The organism is Nocardia tengchongensis, from assembly GCF_054781395.1.
Genome location: NZ_BAAGUM010000003.1, coordinates 184,375 through 200,053 on the forward strand (window position 1 = coordinate 184,375; position 15,679 = coordinate 200,053).

The 15,679-nt window shown below is 71.7% G+C and carries 13 protein-coding genes; 3 read left to right on the forward strand and 10 right to left on the reverse strand.

Going from position 1 to position 15,679, the window contains the following annotated elements:
- Nucleotides 1–145: 145 nt before the first annotated feature.
- Nucleotides 146–2,176 (reverse strand): Stk1 family PASTA domain-containing Ser/Thr kinase, encoded by a 2,031-nt coding sequence (locus ACYVKL_RS03730; protein WP_379171127.1) that lies wholly within the window; start codon nt 2,174–2,176, stop codon nt 146–148.
- Between the two features lie 107 nt (nt 2,177–2,283).
- Between ACYVKL_RS03730 and ACYVKL_RS03735 the strand changes: the two genes are divergently transcribed.
- Entirely contained in the window at nt 2,284–2,652 is a 369-nt protein-coding gene (locus ACYVKL_RS03735) for an Rv2175c family DNA-binding protein (RefSeq protein ID WP_213560460.1), read from the forward strand.
- Between the two features lie 138 nt (nt 2,653–2,790).
- Here the strand turns inward: ACYVKL_RS03735 and ACYVKL_RS03740 are convergent, their stop codons facing one another.
- From ACYVKL_RS03740 to ACYVKL_RS03755, 4 genes are all read right to left on the reverse strand, one after another.
- A complete protein-coding gene (locus ACYVKL_RS03740) occupies nt 2,791–3,732 on the reverse strand; it encodes a phytoene/squalene synthase family protein (protein WP_379171478.1) in 942 nt (313 codons plus the stop codon).
- Nucleotides 3,732–5,405, reverse strand: a complete 1,674-nt coding sequence (locus tag ACYVKL_RS03745; RefSeq protein WP_379171125.1) for an alpha-(1->6)-mannopyranosyltransferase A — start codon at nt 5,403–5,405, stop codon at nt 3,732–3,734. The genes ACYVKL_RS03740 and ACYVKL_RS03745 overlap by 1 nt, the downstream gene beginning before the upstream one ends.
- A 63-nt stretch (nt 5,406–5,468) precedes the next feature.
- Nucleotides 5,469–7,082: a phytoene desaturase family protein gene (crtI, locus tag ACYVKL_RS03750; protein ID WP_379171123.1), complete on the reverse strand. Its 1,614-nt coding sequence runs from the start codon at nt 7,080–7,082 to the stop codon at nt 5,469–5,471.
- Nucleotides 7,083–7,117: 35 nt separating this feature from the next.
- Nucleotides 7,118–8,269, reverse strand: coding sequence for a polyprenyl synthetase family protein (locus ACYVKL_RS03755; RefSeq protein WP_379171476.1), 1,152 nt, complete (start codon nt 8,267–8,269; stop codon nt 7,118–7,120).
- Between the two features lie 216 nt (nt 8,270–8,485).
- On the opposite strand from ACYVKL_RS03755, the gene ACYVKL_RS03760 reads away from it, so the two are divergent.
- Both ACYVKL_RS03760 and ACYVKL_RS03765 read left to right on the forward strand, forming a co-directional pair.
- Nucleotides 8,486–9,484: a methylenetetrahydrofolate reductase gene (locus ACYVKL_RS03760; RefSeq protein ID WP_379171122.1), complete on the forward strand. Its 999-nt coding sequence runs from the start codon at nt 8,486–8,488 to the stop codon at nt 9,482–9,484.
- A gap of 112 nt (nt 9,485–9,596) precedes the next feature.
- Nucleotides 9,597–10,418, forward strand: coding sequence for a hypothetical protein (locus ACYVKL_RS03765; RefSeq protein WP_379171120.1), 822 nt, complete (start codon nt 9,597–9,599; stop codon nt 10,416–10,418).
- 116 nt (nt 10,419–10,534) lie between these two features.
- Here the strand turns inward: ACYVKL_RS03765 and ACYVKL_RS03770 are convergent, their stop codons facing one another.
- Genes ACYVKL_RS03770 through ACYVKL_RS03790 form a run of 5 tightly spaced genes read right to left on the reverse strand, consistent with a single transcriptional unit; the run spans nt 10,535 to nt 15,554 of the window.
- A complete protein-coding gene (locus tag ACYVKL_RS03770; RefSeq protein ID WP_379171118.1) occupies nt 10,535–11,689 on the reverse strand; it encodes a glycosyltransferase family 2 protein in 1,155 nt (384 codons plus the stop codon).
- Nucleotides 11,690–11,699: 10 nt separating this feature from the next.
- On the reverse strand, nt 11,700–12,449 hold the full coding sequence (locus tag ACYVKL_RS03775) for an LppM family (lipo)protein (RefSeq protein ID WP_379171116.1): 750 nt from the start codon (nt 12,447–12,449) through the stop codon (nt 11,700–11,702).
- A gap of 21 nt (nt 12,450–12,470) precedes the next feature.
- Nucleotides 12,471–13,295 carry a carotenoid biosynthesis protein gene (locus ACYVKL_RS03780; RefSeq protein WP_379171114.1) on the reverse strand — a complete coding sequence of 275 codons (825 nt, stop codon included), beginning with the start codon at nt 13,293–13,295 and terminating at the stop codon, nt 12,471–12,473.
- Nucleotides 13,296–13,329: 34 nt separating this feature from the next.
- Nucleotides 13,330–14,946, reverse strand: coding sequence for a phytoene desaturase family protein (locus tag ACYVKL_RS03785; protein ID WP_379171112.1), 1,617 nt, complete (start codon nt 14,944–14,946; stop codon nt 13,330–13,332).
- Nucleotides 14,943–15,554 carry a GNAT family N-acetyltransferase gene (locus ACYVKL_RS03790; RefSeq protein ID WP_213560463.1) on the reverse strand — a complete coding sequence of 204 codons (612 nt, stop codon included), beginning with the start codon at nt 15,552–15,554 and terminating at the stop codon, nt 14,943–14,945. The genes ACYVKL_RS03785 and ACYVKL_RS03790 overlap by 4 nt, the downstream gene beginning before the upstream one ends.
- Nucleotides 15,555–15,679: the final 125 nt, after the last annotated feature.

A 15,679-nucleotide genomic window follows, 5' to 3' on the forward strand; every position in this document is an offset into this window, starting at 1 on the left:
GCCGAACCGATTTCGGGCGTGCCCGGCGAGTTACCCCGGCCGGCACGAAATCAGTTGTCGCCCTGGGCAACGAGGTGCAGAAGGTTCAGAGCCCGGACCGCAACCGGCGGTCCGGGCTCTGGTCCTGCTGGAGCTCCTATGAGTTTCAGGGAATCGCTACGAGGGTGACCGAGGCGCCCGGTTCGACCGCGTCGCCGGGGGCGATGCTCTGCGAGATGACGATCGAGCCGTCGTTGCTGGCGAGCTGGCGCACGGTGACGGTGAGCCCCAGCGCCTGCAGCTTGCTCCGCGCGGTGCCGACATTGGCGCCCAGCAGGTTCGGCATGTCGAGGGCGCTGTTGACGATCAGGACCACGCCGCTGCCGGATTCGGCGCTGGTGCCCGCGGCCGGGTCGGTGCCGATCACCTGACCGGACTTGATCTTCGCGTCGTACTGTTCGCGGGTGGAGCTGACGGTGAGCCCGGCCTTCTGCAAGGCCGTCTTGGCCTCCTCCTGCGACTTGCCGCGGAGGTCCGGCACCTTGACCGGGAGCGAACCCTTGCTGCGGTAGACCTTCACCTGCGCGTTGGCGGGGAGCACGGTTCCGGGGCCCGGATCCACCTTGGCGACACTGCCTTTCGGCGCCGTGCTGCCCACCTCGCCCGCGTCCACGGGGGTGAGCCCGGCGTCTCTGATCGCCTTGTTGACCGCGTTGACGTCCTGTCCGGCGGTGACGTCCGGGACCTTCGGCTTGCCGCTGGACACCAGCACCGAGACCAGCGAGCCCTTGGTGACCCGGGTGCCGGCGGGCGGATCGGTGCCGACCACATTGCCGACCGGGATCATGTCGGAGGCCTTGTTGCGGGTCTCGGTCTTGAAGCCCGCGTCCTGCAATGCGCTGACCGCTTTGTCGGTGTTCATGCCTGCGATGGTCGGCACCGCCGAATACCGGCCGACGCCCAGCCACCAGCCGCCGATGCCCAGCAGCACCGCGAGCGCGACCACGATGCTCAGCCACACGATGACCTTGCGCCGCGACTTGCCGCGATCCTCGATCATGTCGGAGCCGGCGCCGTGGGACGCCGGTGGTCCGGGCGGCGCGTACTCGGGCTGGCGGTATTCGGCCGGAATCTCGCGGGCCGCGGTCATCACCCGGGTGTGCTGGGGCTGCTGCGGCGCGAAGACGGTCGGCGGGTCCACGGGGAGCCGGGTGGTGGCATCGGCGGGGAACCGGGTGGTCTGGTCCGCCGCGCCCGGAATGGGCCGGGACGGGGGATGCACGGGACCGCGCGGGGCGGGCGTGGGCCCGACCCGGTACTTGGCGCTGAGGTGCTCGGCGGATTCGGCGGGCGCGGGCACCCGGTAGTCGGGCAGCTGCAATTCGCGGGCGAGGCGGCGCAGCTCGTCGGCCATCTCGGTGGCGTTCGCGAAGCGGTGCATGGGTTCACGCGCGGTGGCGTGCGCGACCAGTTCGTCGATCTCCGGGGGGACGCCGCCGATCAGCCGGCCGGGCGCGGGCACGTCCTTCTCGACCCGCTGCAAGGCGATGGACAGCGAGTTGTCGCCGGTGAACGGGGTTCGGCCGGTGAGCATTTCGAAGATCAGGATGCCCGCGGAGTAGACGTCGCTGCGGGCGTCGGCGCTGCCGCTGGTGACCTGCTCGGGGGAGAGGTAGGCGGCGGTGCCGAGAATCACGCTGTCGGAGGTGATCTTGGCCTCGGCGACGGCGCGCACCAGACCGAAGTCGGCGATCTTCACCTCGCCGGAGTCGGAGATGAGCACGTTCTCCGGCTTGATGTCGCGGTGCACCAGCCCGGCCGCGTGCGCGACACCGATGGCGTAGAGCACGGGTTCGGCGACGGCGCGCACCGCGTGCGGGGGCATGGGCCCGCGTTCGCGCAGCAGTTCGCGCAGGGTGCCGCCCTCGACCAGTTCCATGATCAGGAACGGGTGGTCGCCGTCCACGCCCTGGTCGTAGACCGCCACCAGCGAGGGGTGTTTGAGCTTCGCGACCGCGCGCGCCTCGAGTTCGAAGCGGGTGAGGAATTGCGGGTCGGAGGCGAATTTCGGGTCCATCACCTTGATGGCGACCGGTCGATCCAACCGGGTGTCCACCCCCCGGAACACCATGGACATACCGCCACGCGCGATCGGCGCGTCGATGCGGTAGCGCCCTTCCAGCATCTGGCCGATCAACTGCGACCCTTCCGATTTTCCCAATGCCGCCCAGTGCGGCTCACCCGATGGTAGTCGTGCCGGGGTGTGATGCGACTGTGGCGACGCGAGAGACTACCGTGGTCGGGGTGAGTGCCTTTCCTTGCAGCGAAGACGTCCTGCCGGACTCGGTGACCCTGATCCCGTTGCCCGACGTGGCCGAGCAGCTCGGCATGGTGGTGACGCGGGTTCATCAGATGCTGCGCGACCACCAGATCCTCGCGGTCCGCCGGGACGGTATCGCCGGTATCCCGAAGGAGTTCTTCGACTCCACCGGCGCCGTCGCCAAGCACCTGACCCCGTTGATCACGGTGATGCGTGACGGCAAGTACACCGACGAGGAAATCCTCGAGTGGATCTACACCGAGGACGAGACCCTGCCCGGTCGCCCCATCGACGCCATCCACGGCCCCCTGGCCCGCGAAGTGATCCGCCGCGCCGCAGCGGACCCTTTCTGACCTTGCGCCACTCCGCGCGCGGTGCCGGCGCACCGCGCGCGGACTGATGCCCAAGGTGCCAACTGATTTGGTGCCGTATGGGTAACTCATCGGGTACGTCCAAGAATCGCCCCGTTGCTCGACCGCCGGTCCGGTTGGTTACCGGAGGGGCTCCCCGAAGACCGGCAGAAGGCGCGGAGAGGCGGATAAGCATTCCCGTGCCGCAACGCGTAAGCGGCGGTGCTGGGGGACCACCGCGCGGCGGGTGAAGACCGCGTAGTCGGTGCGCTCGATCTCGTCGAGGATGCTGCTGTAGAGGGTGGCGGCGGTGCGGATGGCGGGGCGCACGCGCGGGGCGAGCAGCTCGATGCCGGGTGTGGCGCGACGGTAGACACCTCTGTTTATCGCGATCAGATGCGCCAGCGCACGCCGCACGCGCGGATCGGTCCGGCCGGATTCGCGGCAGTGGAACAGCAACTCGTCGTCCACGCCGAACGCGGCCCATTCCGTGGCGGGCAGGTACACGCGCCCGCGATCCAGGTCCTCGCCGATGTCGCGCAGGAAGTTGGTGAGCTGGAAGGCTTCTCCCAGCGCGGCCGCGGCCGGTTCGGCCTCGGCGACCGGGACCACGGTGCCCAGCACCGGCAGCAGTTGCAGCCCGATGGCGGCGGCCGAGCCGCGCATGTAGTCGCTCAGGTCGGCCATGGTGGGGTAGCGGTCGCGGTATTGGGGCGCGCCGGGGATGTCCATGCGCATGGAGTCGAGGAACACCCAGAAGTGTTCGGCGGCAATCGAGTACCGGCCGATGGTGTCGGCGACCGCGAGCATGACCCGCTGTTCCGGTCCGTCGCCGCCGGCGCCGGGCGCGCCCGCCAGGCGGGCCCGCAGGTCGTGTTCGATGCGGTCGAGCCGGGCCGCCGAGTCGGCCGAACGACTGGGCGCGTCGCTCGCGTCGACGATGTCGTCGACCAGGCGGGCGAAGGCGTACAGCGCGTGCACGGCCGGTCTTCGCTCGGGCTCGAGCAGGCGGGTGGCCAGGAAGTAGGTGCGGCCGTGGGCGGCGGCGATCCGTCGGCAGTCCCGGTAGGCGAGGTCCAGCATCACGCGGGGCCGGGCGCGGCCACGCCGCCGAGCGGTTCGGAATGCGGGCGTCCCGCACGCAGTTTCAGCGGATCCACCTTGCACAGCGAGACCGCCGCGACCACGGCGGCGAGGATCGCCAGGGTGCCGTGCACGTAGTCGGAGACGGGCGCGCCGTCGGGCTGGAAGATCAGCATGAGCCAGGTGCACAGGCCGACCAGTACCTGCAGCGTCCGGGTCGAGAGCGCGAACCCGGCGGCCAGGGCCAGCGGCCAGGAGTAGTACCAGGGCAGCGCGGCGGGCGACAGGATCACGATGGCCACGAACGCGACGAGAATGCCGAGCACGGCCTCCTTCTCGCTGTTCTTGAACCGCCACCAGGCCCACACCAGAATCGCGACCATGGCGATCGCGCACAGCAGCCGCGTCCACGGCAGCACCTTGTCCAGCGCCAGCGGGGTCACCCAGGTGACGATGTGCGCCATGATGGTCGGCAGCGAGAGCCAGTTGATGATCTTCTTGGACCCGGACAGCGCGGTCAGCCAGCCGATCTGGTGATCGCGCAGTCCGGTCGCGACGGTGGCCACGGCGAACACGGCCGCGAAGACGGCCACGCCGAGCGCGCCGATCTTGGCGAAGGTGCGCAGCGGATGCGGCAGCTCGCCCTCGTTCTGGGCGGCCCGGCGTTCCCGTTCGTGAATCATCCAGATCCACACCAGGAATGGCAGCGCCACACCCGCGGTCGCCTTGACGGCGACGCCGATGGCGACGACCACGAACCCGGCCGCGTGATGGTGTTCGAGCACCAGCGCGATGCCCGCGGCCATCAGGCCGACCATGAGCATCTCGTTGTGTACACCGCCGATCAGGTGGACGAGCACCAGCGGGTTGAGCACGGCCAGCCACAGCGCGGTGGTCGGCTTGCCGCCCAGATGCTTGGTCAGGTGCGGGACCGCCCACACCATGAGCGCCAGCCCGGGCAGCATGACCAGGCGCAGCGCGATGGTCCCTGCGACCACGTTGTCCCCGGTGACGGTGGTGATGGCGCGCCCGATGAGCAGGAAGACCGGCCCGTAGGGCGCGGTGGTGGTGGTCCAGACGGGGCTGACGTTGTCGAGCAGGACCGCGGCGTTGGCCTTCAACTCCACCGGCCCGTACAGGTACGGGTTGATGTTGTCGCGCAGCATCGCGCCCTGCGCCAGGTAGGAGTAGGCGTCGCGGCTGAACATGGGGACCGCGAACAGCAGCGGGAAGGTCCAGATGCCGACGATGCCGCGCAGTTCGTTGAGGGTGACCGAGGCACCGGGCTGGCCGCCGATCACGATGCGCCCCAGCCGGACCCACGCGGTGATCATGGCGATCACGCCGAGCCACACGAACATCGACGACAGCACCAGTCCGTGCCCGAACCGCAGCCACGACAGGTGCATGACCTCGAGCAAGGGATCGCTGCGCCGCACGCCGCCCGCGCCGAAGCCGCCGAAGGTGATCAGCAGCGCGCCGAAGAAGCCGAGCGTGGCCGCGTGCCCCTCGGGGGTGCGGGCGAAGTCGGCGGCGTGGCGCAGGCGCGCCTGCCACGGCGAGCCGGCGGGCGCGGCCGGGACTGCCGGTGCGGACGGCACGGGCGCGGTCCGGGTGGCGGTGGCGCTCGCGGCGGCGTCGGGGGTGGCTGCGTCCATATCGGGGGTCGGCATTGGCGGTCGTTCCCCCCGGAAAGGTCAGCGGCGGCAGCCGCGTTGGTTCAGGACGCGGTCAGTCTAGTGCGTGTGCGCCGACGACAGTGCCCCGGTGTCGGAGCTTCCGAAACCGGCATGTCGTGCGTCACCCGTGATGCGTGCCGCTGCCAGTCTGCCCGACAACAGCACGGTCGGCACGCCGACGCCGGGCACGGTGCCCGAGCCTGCGAGAACGACATTCGCGCGACCTGCGACCAGGTTGCGGGTGCGGAACGGACCGGTCTGCCGGAACAGGTGGGCGGCCGAGAACGGGGTGCCCGCGAGCATGCCCTTGGCCCGCCAGGTGCGCGGGGTGTCGAGGTGGTCGACCCGGAAGTGGTCCGAAATCCCTTGGTAGCCGCGCGCTTCCAGGACTGCGAGGAGTTCGCGCAGGTAGTGCGGGCCGAGTTGGTCCCAGGCCAGCGGCGCGGCGTCCAGGTTCGGGCAGGGGGCGAGCAGTGAGAGCGGTTCGTGGCGGACGGTGTCGCGCAGGTGCCCTTCGGCGTCGATGTGCTGTTCGGCGCGGTCGATGTAGAGGGTCGGGTCGGTGAGGGCGGGACGGGTGAGCAGCAGCGAGGGGTCGCTCATCAGCCGACCGTGGCCGCGCCGGGCGGCGATCTCGGCGAAGGTCCGGTCCCATTCGCGCCCGAACTCGATGGTGTGATGCGCCTGCACCGGCCAGGTCCGCGCCACCGCGGCCGGAATCGTGCCGTGCGCCACCACCGCCGACGGTGAGGCGCGCAGTCCGCGCCGATGCCGCAGCCCGAAGCGCGGCAGCGAACCGATGTCGGCGGTCACCACCAGGGCGTCGCAGTCGAAGACGCGTCCGTCGGCGGTGTGCACGGCGGTCGCCCGCCGGCCCCGGTAGTCGACGCCGATCACCTCGGCGTTCAGTTCGAGGGTCCCGCCCGCGGCGGTGAACGCCCGGCCCAGCGCCGCGGCGATCGCGCGCATGCCGCCCTCGGGGTAGGTGACGCCCAGGCAGGTGTCCATGTAGGGGATCGCGCCGTAGACGCCGAGCGCCCGGTTCGGGGCCATGCCCGCGAACAGCGCTTGGAAGCTGAACAGCCGGGCCACTTCCGGGTCCCGCACGAGGCGGCCGACCTTCGGGCCGAGTCGCCCGAACGCGCCGAGCCGCACCAACCGGGCCAGCGCGACCCGCTTCTCCGGGATGCGCACCATGTCCAGGGGCGAGTCGAAGTTGGTGTCCATGAACTGGCCGAACTCGGCCTCGTACACGCCTTGCAACCAGCCGCGCAGGCGCCGATAGCGACCCGCGGTGGCGGCTCCGCGCACCCGCGTGATCTCCGCGGCCATCTGCTCCTCGTCGGAGTAGACGCCGATCCGGGTGCCGTCGGCGAAGCGCGCCCGATAGGCCGGGGCCAGGTCGAGGATCTTCAGCCCCACCGATTCGCGGGTGTGCCCGACCGCGGCGAGGGCCTCGTCGATCAGCTCGGGCACGGTGAGAATCGTCGCCCCGGAATCGATCTCGTAGTCCGGTCCGCGGTAGGACCCGACGCGCCCGCCGGGACGGTCGTCGCGTTCGAGGATGGTCACCTGCCGCCCGGCGGCCAGCAGGTGCAGCGCCGCGGCCAGCCCGGACAGTCCCGCGCCGACGATGACCACCCGATCGGTCGGTCCCGCAACGGTTTTCATGCCAACCACGTCCGTCCTGCGGCCCCGCCGCCGCGTCAGTAGGACCGCGCGGTGGCCGAGAGGGCCATGGCACGCAGTTGCCGGGCCGCGTCGGGGGTGACGCTGCTGTCGTCGAGGGCGGTGAGGGCCTGCTCGGTGAGCGAGGCGATGCGTTGCTCCACGGCGTCGACCGCGCCGAGTTCGGTGAGGGCCGCGCGCAATTCGGTGACCTGCTCGGGGGTGAGGTCGGTGCCGAGGCTGGTGCGGATGAGCGCGGCGGTGGCGGGCGCGGTGGCGTCGGCGCGTTGCAGGGCCTCGGCGATCAGGACGGTGTGCTTGCCCTCGCGCAGGTCGTCGCCCGAGGGCTTGCCGGTGACGGCCGGATCGCCGAACACGCCGAGGAGGTCGTCGCGCAGCTGGAAGGCGATGCCGATGTCGGTGCCGAACTCGCGGTAGGCGGCGATCAGCTCGGGGGAGGCCCCGGCCAGCGCCGCACCCATGTGCAGCGGCCGTTCGATGGTGTAGGCGGCGGTCTTGAACCGGTTGATCCGCAGCGCGGCCGCCACGGTCTCGTCGCCCGCGGATTCGCCGTGGATGTCGAGCAGTTGCCCGCCCAGCACCTCGGTGCGCATGCCCGCCCAGACCGGGGCGAAGCGGGCGGCCGCGTCGGCGGGCAGCCCGGCGTCGCGGGTCATGTCGTCGGCCCAGGCCAGGGCGAGATCGCCGATCAGGATGGCGACGCTGACGCCGTAGTGGTCCGCATCACCCTTCCAGTGCTGATTCCGGTGCCGCTGTTCGTAATCCACGTGCACGGTCGGGAAGCCGCGCCGGGTGCGCGAGGAGTCGATGATGTCGTCGTGGATGAGCGCGCACGCCTGCACCAGTTCCAGCGCCGAGCAGGCGGTGAGCACGGCGTCGGCGTCCGGGTCGTCGGCGCTGCGGCCGGCGCCCAGCCAGCCGGTCCACGCGAAGGCGGGGCGGGTGCGCTTGCCGCCGCGAATGACGAAGTCCTCCAGGGCGGCGGCCGCGTCCACGAAGACCGGGCCGAGCGGTTCGACGAACGGCTCGCGGGTCCGGAAGAAGGCGGTGAGACGGTCCTCCACGGCGGCGACGAGTGATCCCGCGCCGACCGGCTGGCGGGTCGGGGTACCGGGTCCGGCGGACAGGGGAGCCTCCTTGGTGAGTGCGCGGCGCGGCGCAGGCGCGATCCCCGGTGATCGGCCTCGGTGTGCGTGTGCGACGACGGCGAACGCCCCCGATGACCGGCCCGTTCGCGCGGGCGTCAGGTCCGCGCGCGGGGTTCGCCCCGACTCTACCGACCACCCCGTTGCGCACGGGAATCGGTCGGGGCCGGTCCGGTCCCACCTGCTGAGATAGGTACAGGTCGGGGTCCGGGCCGCTGCGCGGGCCCGTAAAATGCAGGCGTGAGTTTCGACAATGTACGGGGATATTCGACCCCTGGCCGAGTTTCCCGCACGCCGCACGTGTCCGGAACTCGCTCCGTGCTGCAGCAGCTGGGCCCCCGCCCCGACGGGTCGGTGCCCTTCTCGGTCGAGTTCAATCCGCCACGTGACGCCGCCGGTGAGGCGCGCCTGTGGCGGGCCGCCCGCGAATTCGAGCGGCTGCATCCGGCGTTCGTGTCCATGACCTACGGTGCGGGCGGCTCCACCCGCGACCGCACCATCCGGGTCACCGGCGAACTCGCGCGCGAAACCACACTGCTCACCGTCGCCCACCTCACTGCGGTCGACCACTCGGTGGCCGAGCTGCGGTCCATCGTCGGCGCGTACGCCGATTCGGGCATCCGTAATCTGCTGGTGCTGCGCGGCGATCCGCCGGGCGACGTGCTGGGGGAGTGGCTCAAGCACCCCGAGGGCGTCGAATACGCCGAGGAGCTCGTGCGCATCGTGCGCGACCTGGGCGACTTCCACGTCGGCGTGGCCTCGTTCCCGCAGGGGCACCCCCGCTCCACCGACCTCGACGACGACACCCGCTACCTGGTGGCGAAACTGCGCGCGGGCGCGGAGTATTCGATCACCCAGATGTTCTTCGACGTGGATCACTATCTGCGCCTGCGGGATCGGGCCATCGCGGCCGACCCGATCGAGGGCGCGAAGCCGATCATCCCCGAGCTGATGCCGGTCACCTCGCTGCGCACGGTCGAGCGCGCGGAGGAGCTGTCGGGCCGTCCGCTCCCGGCCAAGGTGATCGAGCGGCTGCGTAAGGCCGCGGGCACCGGGCCCGAGGAGGATCGCGCGGCGGTCCGCGCCGAGGGCATCCAGATCGCCACCGAGATGGCCCAGCGCCTGATCGCCGAGGGCGCGCCCTGCCTGCACTTCATCACCCTGAATTTCGCGAAGGCCACCAGCGAAGTGCTGGCGAACCTGGGCTATTCGAACGCGCCGACGCCCGCACACGCCTGAGCGGACCGCGTTCGCGTCGGAGCAATACCCCGGCATGCCGGGGCAAATGATCGGAATGCGCTGGTCAGCGGAGTAGCGTCGCCCTCGACTCGTGACCTCGAGGGGAGCCTCCATGTTCGCGTTCCACCATCTCGTCCGCGTCGCAGGCGCAGTCGGCGCCTGCGCGGTGCTCGCCGCCGGCGGACCGGCAACTCTGGCGGGACCGGCTGTCGCCGCCCCGGCGCAGACCGAGATCGGCGGTCTCGCGCCGGGTGATCCCGGCACGACCGCCGCGGTGAGCCCGGAGGCCGCCACCGCGCTGGCCGCCATCACCGCGGTCGGTGACGTGACCGGCCGGTCCGCCGCCGCCGGGCCGTCCACCTCGGCCGGGCCGACCGATTGGTTGTCCGCCTACGGCCAAGCCGCCGAAGGCCTTCAGACCCTGGGTATCAAGCCCTTCCTGTACCCGACTGCCGCCCCCTTCTGCCTCGGCGGCACCACCTTGGGCTTGGCCCCCGCCATGGCGGGCAGCATCCCCGGCCCCTGGCCCAACTACGCGTTCTCCATTCCCGGCCTGGATCTTTCGGCCGTGAAGGCGGGCCAGACCATGTTCGCGTTCGTGCCCTACGGCATCGCCCCCGACGGCGCGGACACCAGCGGCATGCAGGTCGCGTGGTTCAACGTGAGCAACGGCCGCGGCGGCCTGGTGCCCATGGGCCCGCTGGGCCAGGTGCTCAATGCCATGATCCCGCCGCAGGTCCCCGCCGAGCTGCGGCCCATGGTCGCGCAGGCCGTGCACGACTACTTCACCGCGGCCCTGCCGGTCGGCGGCGTGCGCGCGGTGCCGGTCGACACCGGTTCGGGCACCGTGCTGGCCGCGGTGTTCGGCACCGTCCGCAATGGCAACAGCACCTGCTTCTTCCTCCCGACGATCGGCATGACCCCCGTGCCGTGACCGCGGAAACCGGTGCGCGCCACCACAGACCACCGTCGAGTCGCTACTCGGCACCCGGGTGAATGCCCGCCGGATGATCGGATCCGGCGGGCATTCGCCTGTCCGGACCCCGAGGGTCAACCGACCTCGAGTGACCGGTTCTTCCAACGCAGGTGACCGGCCCTGTGCGCCCGATGAGAGCGGACCGACAGTGCCAGGTAGGCCGCGACCGACAGCGGGTGCGCCAGCGCGCCAACGACATCCGCGCGGCCGAGCGGGCCGCCGGTCTCGGTCGAGCGGGCCAGCAGACGACCGGTGACCGCCGCGCCGTAGCCGAGCACGCCGATCCGGCGCAGCCGCCCGCGCCCGCACAGCGCGGCCAGCGGCGGAGCCCAGAAGGCCAGCGCCGCAATCGAACCGACCGCGAGACTGCCCGCCGGGCCGCCGTAGGCCGACCACAGCCAGCGGGTGTAGCCCTCGGCGAGCTCGGCCGCGTCCCGGTACATGCGGGTATGCGCCAAGGGCCCGGCCGCGACCAGGGCGGTGCGGCGCCCGCGACGCCGCAGTTCCCGCGCGATGGCCAGGTCCTCGGTCACGCTGTCCGCCACCGCCGCGTGCCCGCCGACGGCCCGGTAGGCAGCCGCGTCGAAGACCAGGAACTGACCGCAGGCCACCGCCATCGAGGGCCGCCGGGTCCGATCGGCCAGTGCGACCGGCAAAGTCGAGGCCCAGGACCAGCACAGCAGCGGCTGCACCAGCCATTCGGCGGGCGATTCGGCGCGTTGGCGCGGCCACGGGCAGAGCAGATCGGCGCGGGCGGAACGCAAGGCGCGCACCGCCGCGGCCAGTGCGGTGGGGGCGAGCCGGACGTCGGCGTCGAGGAAGATCAGCACGCCGGCATCGGTCAGGTCTGCGGCCAGGGCGGCCAGCCGGGCGCAGGCCGCGGTCTTGCCGGTCCAGCCGGGGGCGGGGTCGGTGTCGTTGCGGGCCAGCCGGAATCGGTCGTCGTCGCCGATGGCCGCGCGCGCCGCCGCGGTGGTGCCGTCGGTCGAGCCGTCGTCGAGGAGCAGCACGCGCAGACCGGTGCTGCCCTGCTGGGCGCGCAGATCCGCGATCAGTCCGGGCAGCCGGTGCGCCTCGTCGCGGGCCGGGACGCAGACGGTGACCGGTTCGGTGACGGGGTCGCCGCCGGGCCGCAGGCGGGGCAGGGCCAGGCGATTCGCGAGGGCGGCAACAGCACCGAAGGCGGCGACGGCGCTACCTGCCGTCACCGCCTTCGTGGCGAAACTCATCGTGCGAGGGTCATCGACTGTTGGTGCGGTCCGGGCGCAGCCAGCGGGCGGCGCGCACGTAGGCCGGCGGGTCGGGGTTGCGGGTCATGTAGGCCAGGACCGCGACCACCGCCGCCACCGCCAGGGTGATGCCGCCGACGATGCCCGCCCAGCCGGCGAAGGACCGGGTGTTCGGGTCCGCGTAACCGACTTCGGCGCGCAGCGTGCTGACGTCGCCGGGCGGGAGCTTCCAGGTGACCACCTGGTCGCCCTCGCGGGTGCCGTTGGTGGTGGCGACCCGGGCCGGGAAGGCGACCGACAGCTGCACGTCGGAGCCCTGCGGCGGCAGGCTCTTCAGGTCCACCCGGCCGGTCAGGGTGACCAGATCGCCGGTGCGGCTGAAGACCAGGTTGAACATGCCCGAGGTCTGATCGGACAGGGCGCCCAGCTGCTGCACCTCACCGAAGGTCAGATCGTCGAAATACACCTGGCTGCCGACGTATCCGTCGCGCGAGTAGGTGTCGACCCGCACCTTGCCGGCCAGTCCGTCGGGGGCCTTGAGCTGCGGGCCCTTGTCCTTGTCGTGCTGCGGTACGGCGGCCGCGATGATCTGCCCGGATACCCGGTCGTTGGAGGACACGCCCATCGACACCTGCACCCGCAGGCATCCGGTGAGCAGGAACGCCAGTCCCGCGAACAGGACCACGGCCAGCAGCCGTACCCACCGCCGCGGTCGCCGCCGGGGCGGCGCGGATTCGAGTGATTCCTCTGCTGTCGACATGTTCGGACTCGGCTGCACGGCTCACATCGTGCCATGCGTCCCGGGCCACAGGGTGATTCGACGGGCCCTCAGCCCCCGAACCAGCGGAATCCCCAGTACCCCGAGCCCGCAGCAGCCGTACACGGCCGACACCGGCAGCCCCAGGAACACCGCGTGCGCCAGCGCCGACCCCAGCCAGGTCCACAGGAAGACGGCCACCGGAACCACCCGCGCCGCACCCGAATCCGGGGCCGTGCGATCCCACCACTCCAGCAGCCCGGCCATCACCAGCACCACCGCGAACCACCCGAGATAGTTGCTCACCGGAATCTGCGCCAGCCCGGGCAGTCCCGCGATCGGCGACCGCCACACCCACTGCCCGTCCGCGACCATCTGCGGATCCAGGAACAGATCCCACCCGACTGCCCCCGCCGCCGTCAGCGAAACCCGCCCGGCCGCACTCCGGCCCAGCAGCCCGGCCACGACCCACACCGGATACAGCCCGCCGGTCCACGCCAGCGGAACCACCAGCGGCACCCCGAGCAGTTCGGGCCCCAACCGCCCGCTCGCATAGTCATAGCTGCCGAACGGAAACCCGGTGGCGGTCCCCAGCACCTCGGCCACCAACCCGATCCCGGACACGATCATCAGAAAGCCCGCCGCCCACCGTGCGCCCCGCGTCACCGCGGCGTGCACCAGAGCCGCACCCGCCGAAAGCAATACGACCACCACGGTCACCCGATCCCGCGCCACACCGTGCGCCAGCGGATACGCGATCTGCACCAGCACCAGCAACACCGCGGGCGCCGCCGCGACGAGAGTGACGCGCCCGGTCTTCGAGGTCGTCGGCCACCCGGTCCTGGTCATCGGTCACCGCCGGCACCGGATAGGGCGGGGTCCGTCATCGCCGGGACGGGAACAGCCGGCGGGGGCGCAGGTCGTGCTCGACGATCCGGGCGACGCTGCGACCGCTGGCGCCGGAGACGCCGCCGCCGGGGTGGGTGGAGGCGCCGGTGAGGTAGAGGCCGGGGGCGCCGGGGACGCGCTGATTCGCGAGTTCGGGCAGGGGCCGCCACATGAACATCTGGTCGATGGACATCTCGACGTGCATGACGTTGCCGCCCAGCAGACCCATCTCGCGTTCGAGGTCGGCGGGGGTCTGGACGAAGCGCTGGGTCACGCTGCTTGCGAATCCCGGTGCGAGGGCGTCGACTTCGGCGATGATGCGGTCGGCCTCGCGGTCGGCGTGGGCGGACCAGTCGGTGCCGTCGGCGAGATCGTAGGGATGCCACTGCGACCACAGGGTGACCTGGTGTTCGCCCGCGGGGGACAGGCTCGGGTCCAGAGCGCTGAAGGTCATGGCCAGCACCACCGGGCGGGGCGGCAGGTCGCCGGCCAGGGCGGCGCCGTGGGCGCGGCGCAGCTCGCGCCGGTCGGTCACGAGAAGTTGCAGGCCGTGGGCGGATTCGGTGGTGTCGGCCCCGGGGTAGCGGGGGAGATCGCTGATCGCGGCGCGCACCACCATGCCGATGCCGGGGCCCACGCGGATGCGGCGCCGCCAGTCGGCGAGCGTCGCGGCGTCGAATCCGCCCTGTTCGAGCAGGTTCAGGGTGGTCAGGATGTGGCTGCCCGCGATCACGGTGTCCGCGCTCAGGTTTCGGCCGCTCGCGGTGCGCACCTGCCAGCGGTCGCCGGTGCGGGCGAGGGCGGTGACGGCGTCCCCGGCGGTGACCGTGCCGCCGTCGGATTCCAGCCGCGCGACCAGTGCCGCGCTGAGCGCGCCGCTGCCGCCGACCGCGCGTCCGGGCGGCAGCGTGTGCATCAGCGCCGCGAAGCCGACCATGGGCGCGGAGCCGGGCTCGGACATGGGCGGGCCGGACTGCGCGCCGAACCAGGCCAGTGCCGCCTTGAGCCGTTCACTGTCGAACAGGCTGTCCAGCAGCGCGTCTCCGGTCTGCATCATCTCCCGGGACAGCGCCGCGGCGCCGGCGCGCCCGGTCGCCCCGGCGGCCTCGCGAGGATCCATGCCCCAGAACGATTTCAGCAGGTGCCCGCCGGTCGGCGTGCCGGAGAAGGCCCGCATCACCCGGGCGCTGCGCGGCCCCCACACGGTCACGAAGCGCCGGTACGCCTGCGCGTCGCGTTCCCCGCAGGCCGCGGCGATGGAGGCGCAGGTGCGGTTCAGGTCCTGATGGAACACGATCGGCGGCAGCTCGCTGCCGGGCGGCGCGGGCGCGAAAGCCCAGGGGTCGCAATCGATGTAGCGCAGCCCGAACCGGGCCAGCTCCAGCTCCTCGATGATCCCGGTGTGCCGGATCATGATGTGCGCCGACGAGCCCCGATCGATCAGGTGCCCGGGGAAGCGTTCCACGGTGGACACCGCCCCGCCGAGCACGGTGTCGCGTTCGAGCACCTCGACCCGGTGCCCGGCCCGCGCGAGATAGCAGGCGGCGACCAGCGCGTTGTGCCCGGAGCCGACGATGACGATGTCGCGGGAACCGATGTCGCGCCTGCTCACAGGGGCAGCCGCCGCCCGAGGACCGCGAACCGCCGGGTGTCGCCGGAGAAGATGAAGTGCCGCACCACATCCCCGAATCCCTGGCGCCGGTACAGCCGCCAGGCCCGGTTGGACTCGCGGTCCACCTCCGGGGTGGACAGCAGCACGGTGCGCTCGGGGCGGTTCTGCAGCAGCCGGGTGAGCAGGATCTCGCCGAGCCCGCGTCCCTGCGCGGCGGGGTGGACGTGCAGTTCGGTCAGTTCGAAGTAGTCCGAAAGCAGTTCGCGCGCGCCCTGTTCGGGCCAGCCGGTGCGCCGCATGCCGCTGTACACCTGCTGATGCCACCACTGGTGGGGCGCGCCGTGATACCCGTAGGCGATGGCCACGATGGGCGCGGTGCGCAGGTCGAGGCGGCCGTCGTCGTCGGGCAGCACCGCGGCCACGGCCTGCCAGCCGGGGCGGGTGGTGTGCTCGGTCCACATGGGTGCGCGCTGGTGTTCGGTGCCGCGGGGGTAGTCCATCGCCGCGACGTAGACCGCCAGTGCGTCGTGCAGGCGGTGGCGCAGGGTCGCGGCCGACATGTCGACGACGACGGGTGCCGGCGTCGGTTTGGGGGTGACTGCGGTCATCTGCTGGACGCAACTCTCGTTGGCGCGGACGGATGGATCGACAGTAGCGCCACGGCAGGACGTCAACTTGTCGGTGGGTCTCCCTATATTCAAACCCAACAGAAACCTTCGAATGCCTGTTCGAT

Excerpts from the sequence above, each read along its gene's own strand:
- ACYVKL_RS03740 (WP_379171478.1), bottom strand. The coding sequence starts at position 3,732 with ATGCTGGACCTCGCCTACCGGGACTGCCGACGGATCGCCGCCGCCCAC.
- ACYVKL_RS03745 (WP_379171125.1), bottom strand. The coding sequence starts at position 5,405 with ATGCCGACCCCCGATATGGACGCAGCCACCCCCGACGCCGCCGCGAGC.
- crtI (WP_379171123.1), bottom strand. The coding sequence starts at position 7,082 with ATGAAAACCGTTGCGGGACCGACCGATCGGGTGGTCATCGTCGGCGCG.
- ACYVKL_RS03765 (WP_379171120.1), top strand. The coding sequence starts at position 9,597 with ATGTTCGCGTTCCACCATCTCGTCCGCGTCGCAGGCGCAGTCGGCGCC.
- ACYVKL_RS03770 (WP_379171118.1), bottom strand. The coding sequence starts at position 11,689 with ATGAGTTTCGCCACGAAGGCGGTGACGGCAGGTAGCGCCGTCGCCGCC.
- ACYVKL_RS03775 (WP_379171116.1), bottom strand. The coding sequence starts at position 12,449 with ATGTCGACAGCAGAGGAATCACTCGAATCCGCGCCGCCCCGGCGGCGA.
- ACYVKL_RS03780 (WP_379171114.1), bottom strand. The coding sequence starts at position 13,295 with ATGACCAGGACCGGGTGGCCGACGACCTCGAAGACCGGGCGCGTCACT.
- ACYVKL_RS03790 (WP_213560463.1), bottom strand. The coding sequence starts at position 15,554 with ATGACCGCAGTCACCCCCAAACCGACGCCGGCACCCGTCGTCGTCGAC.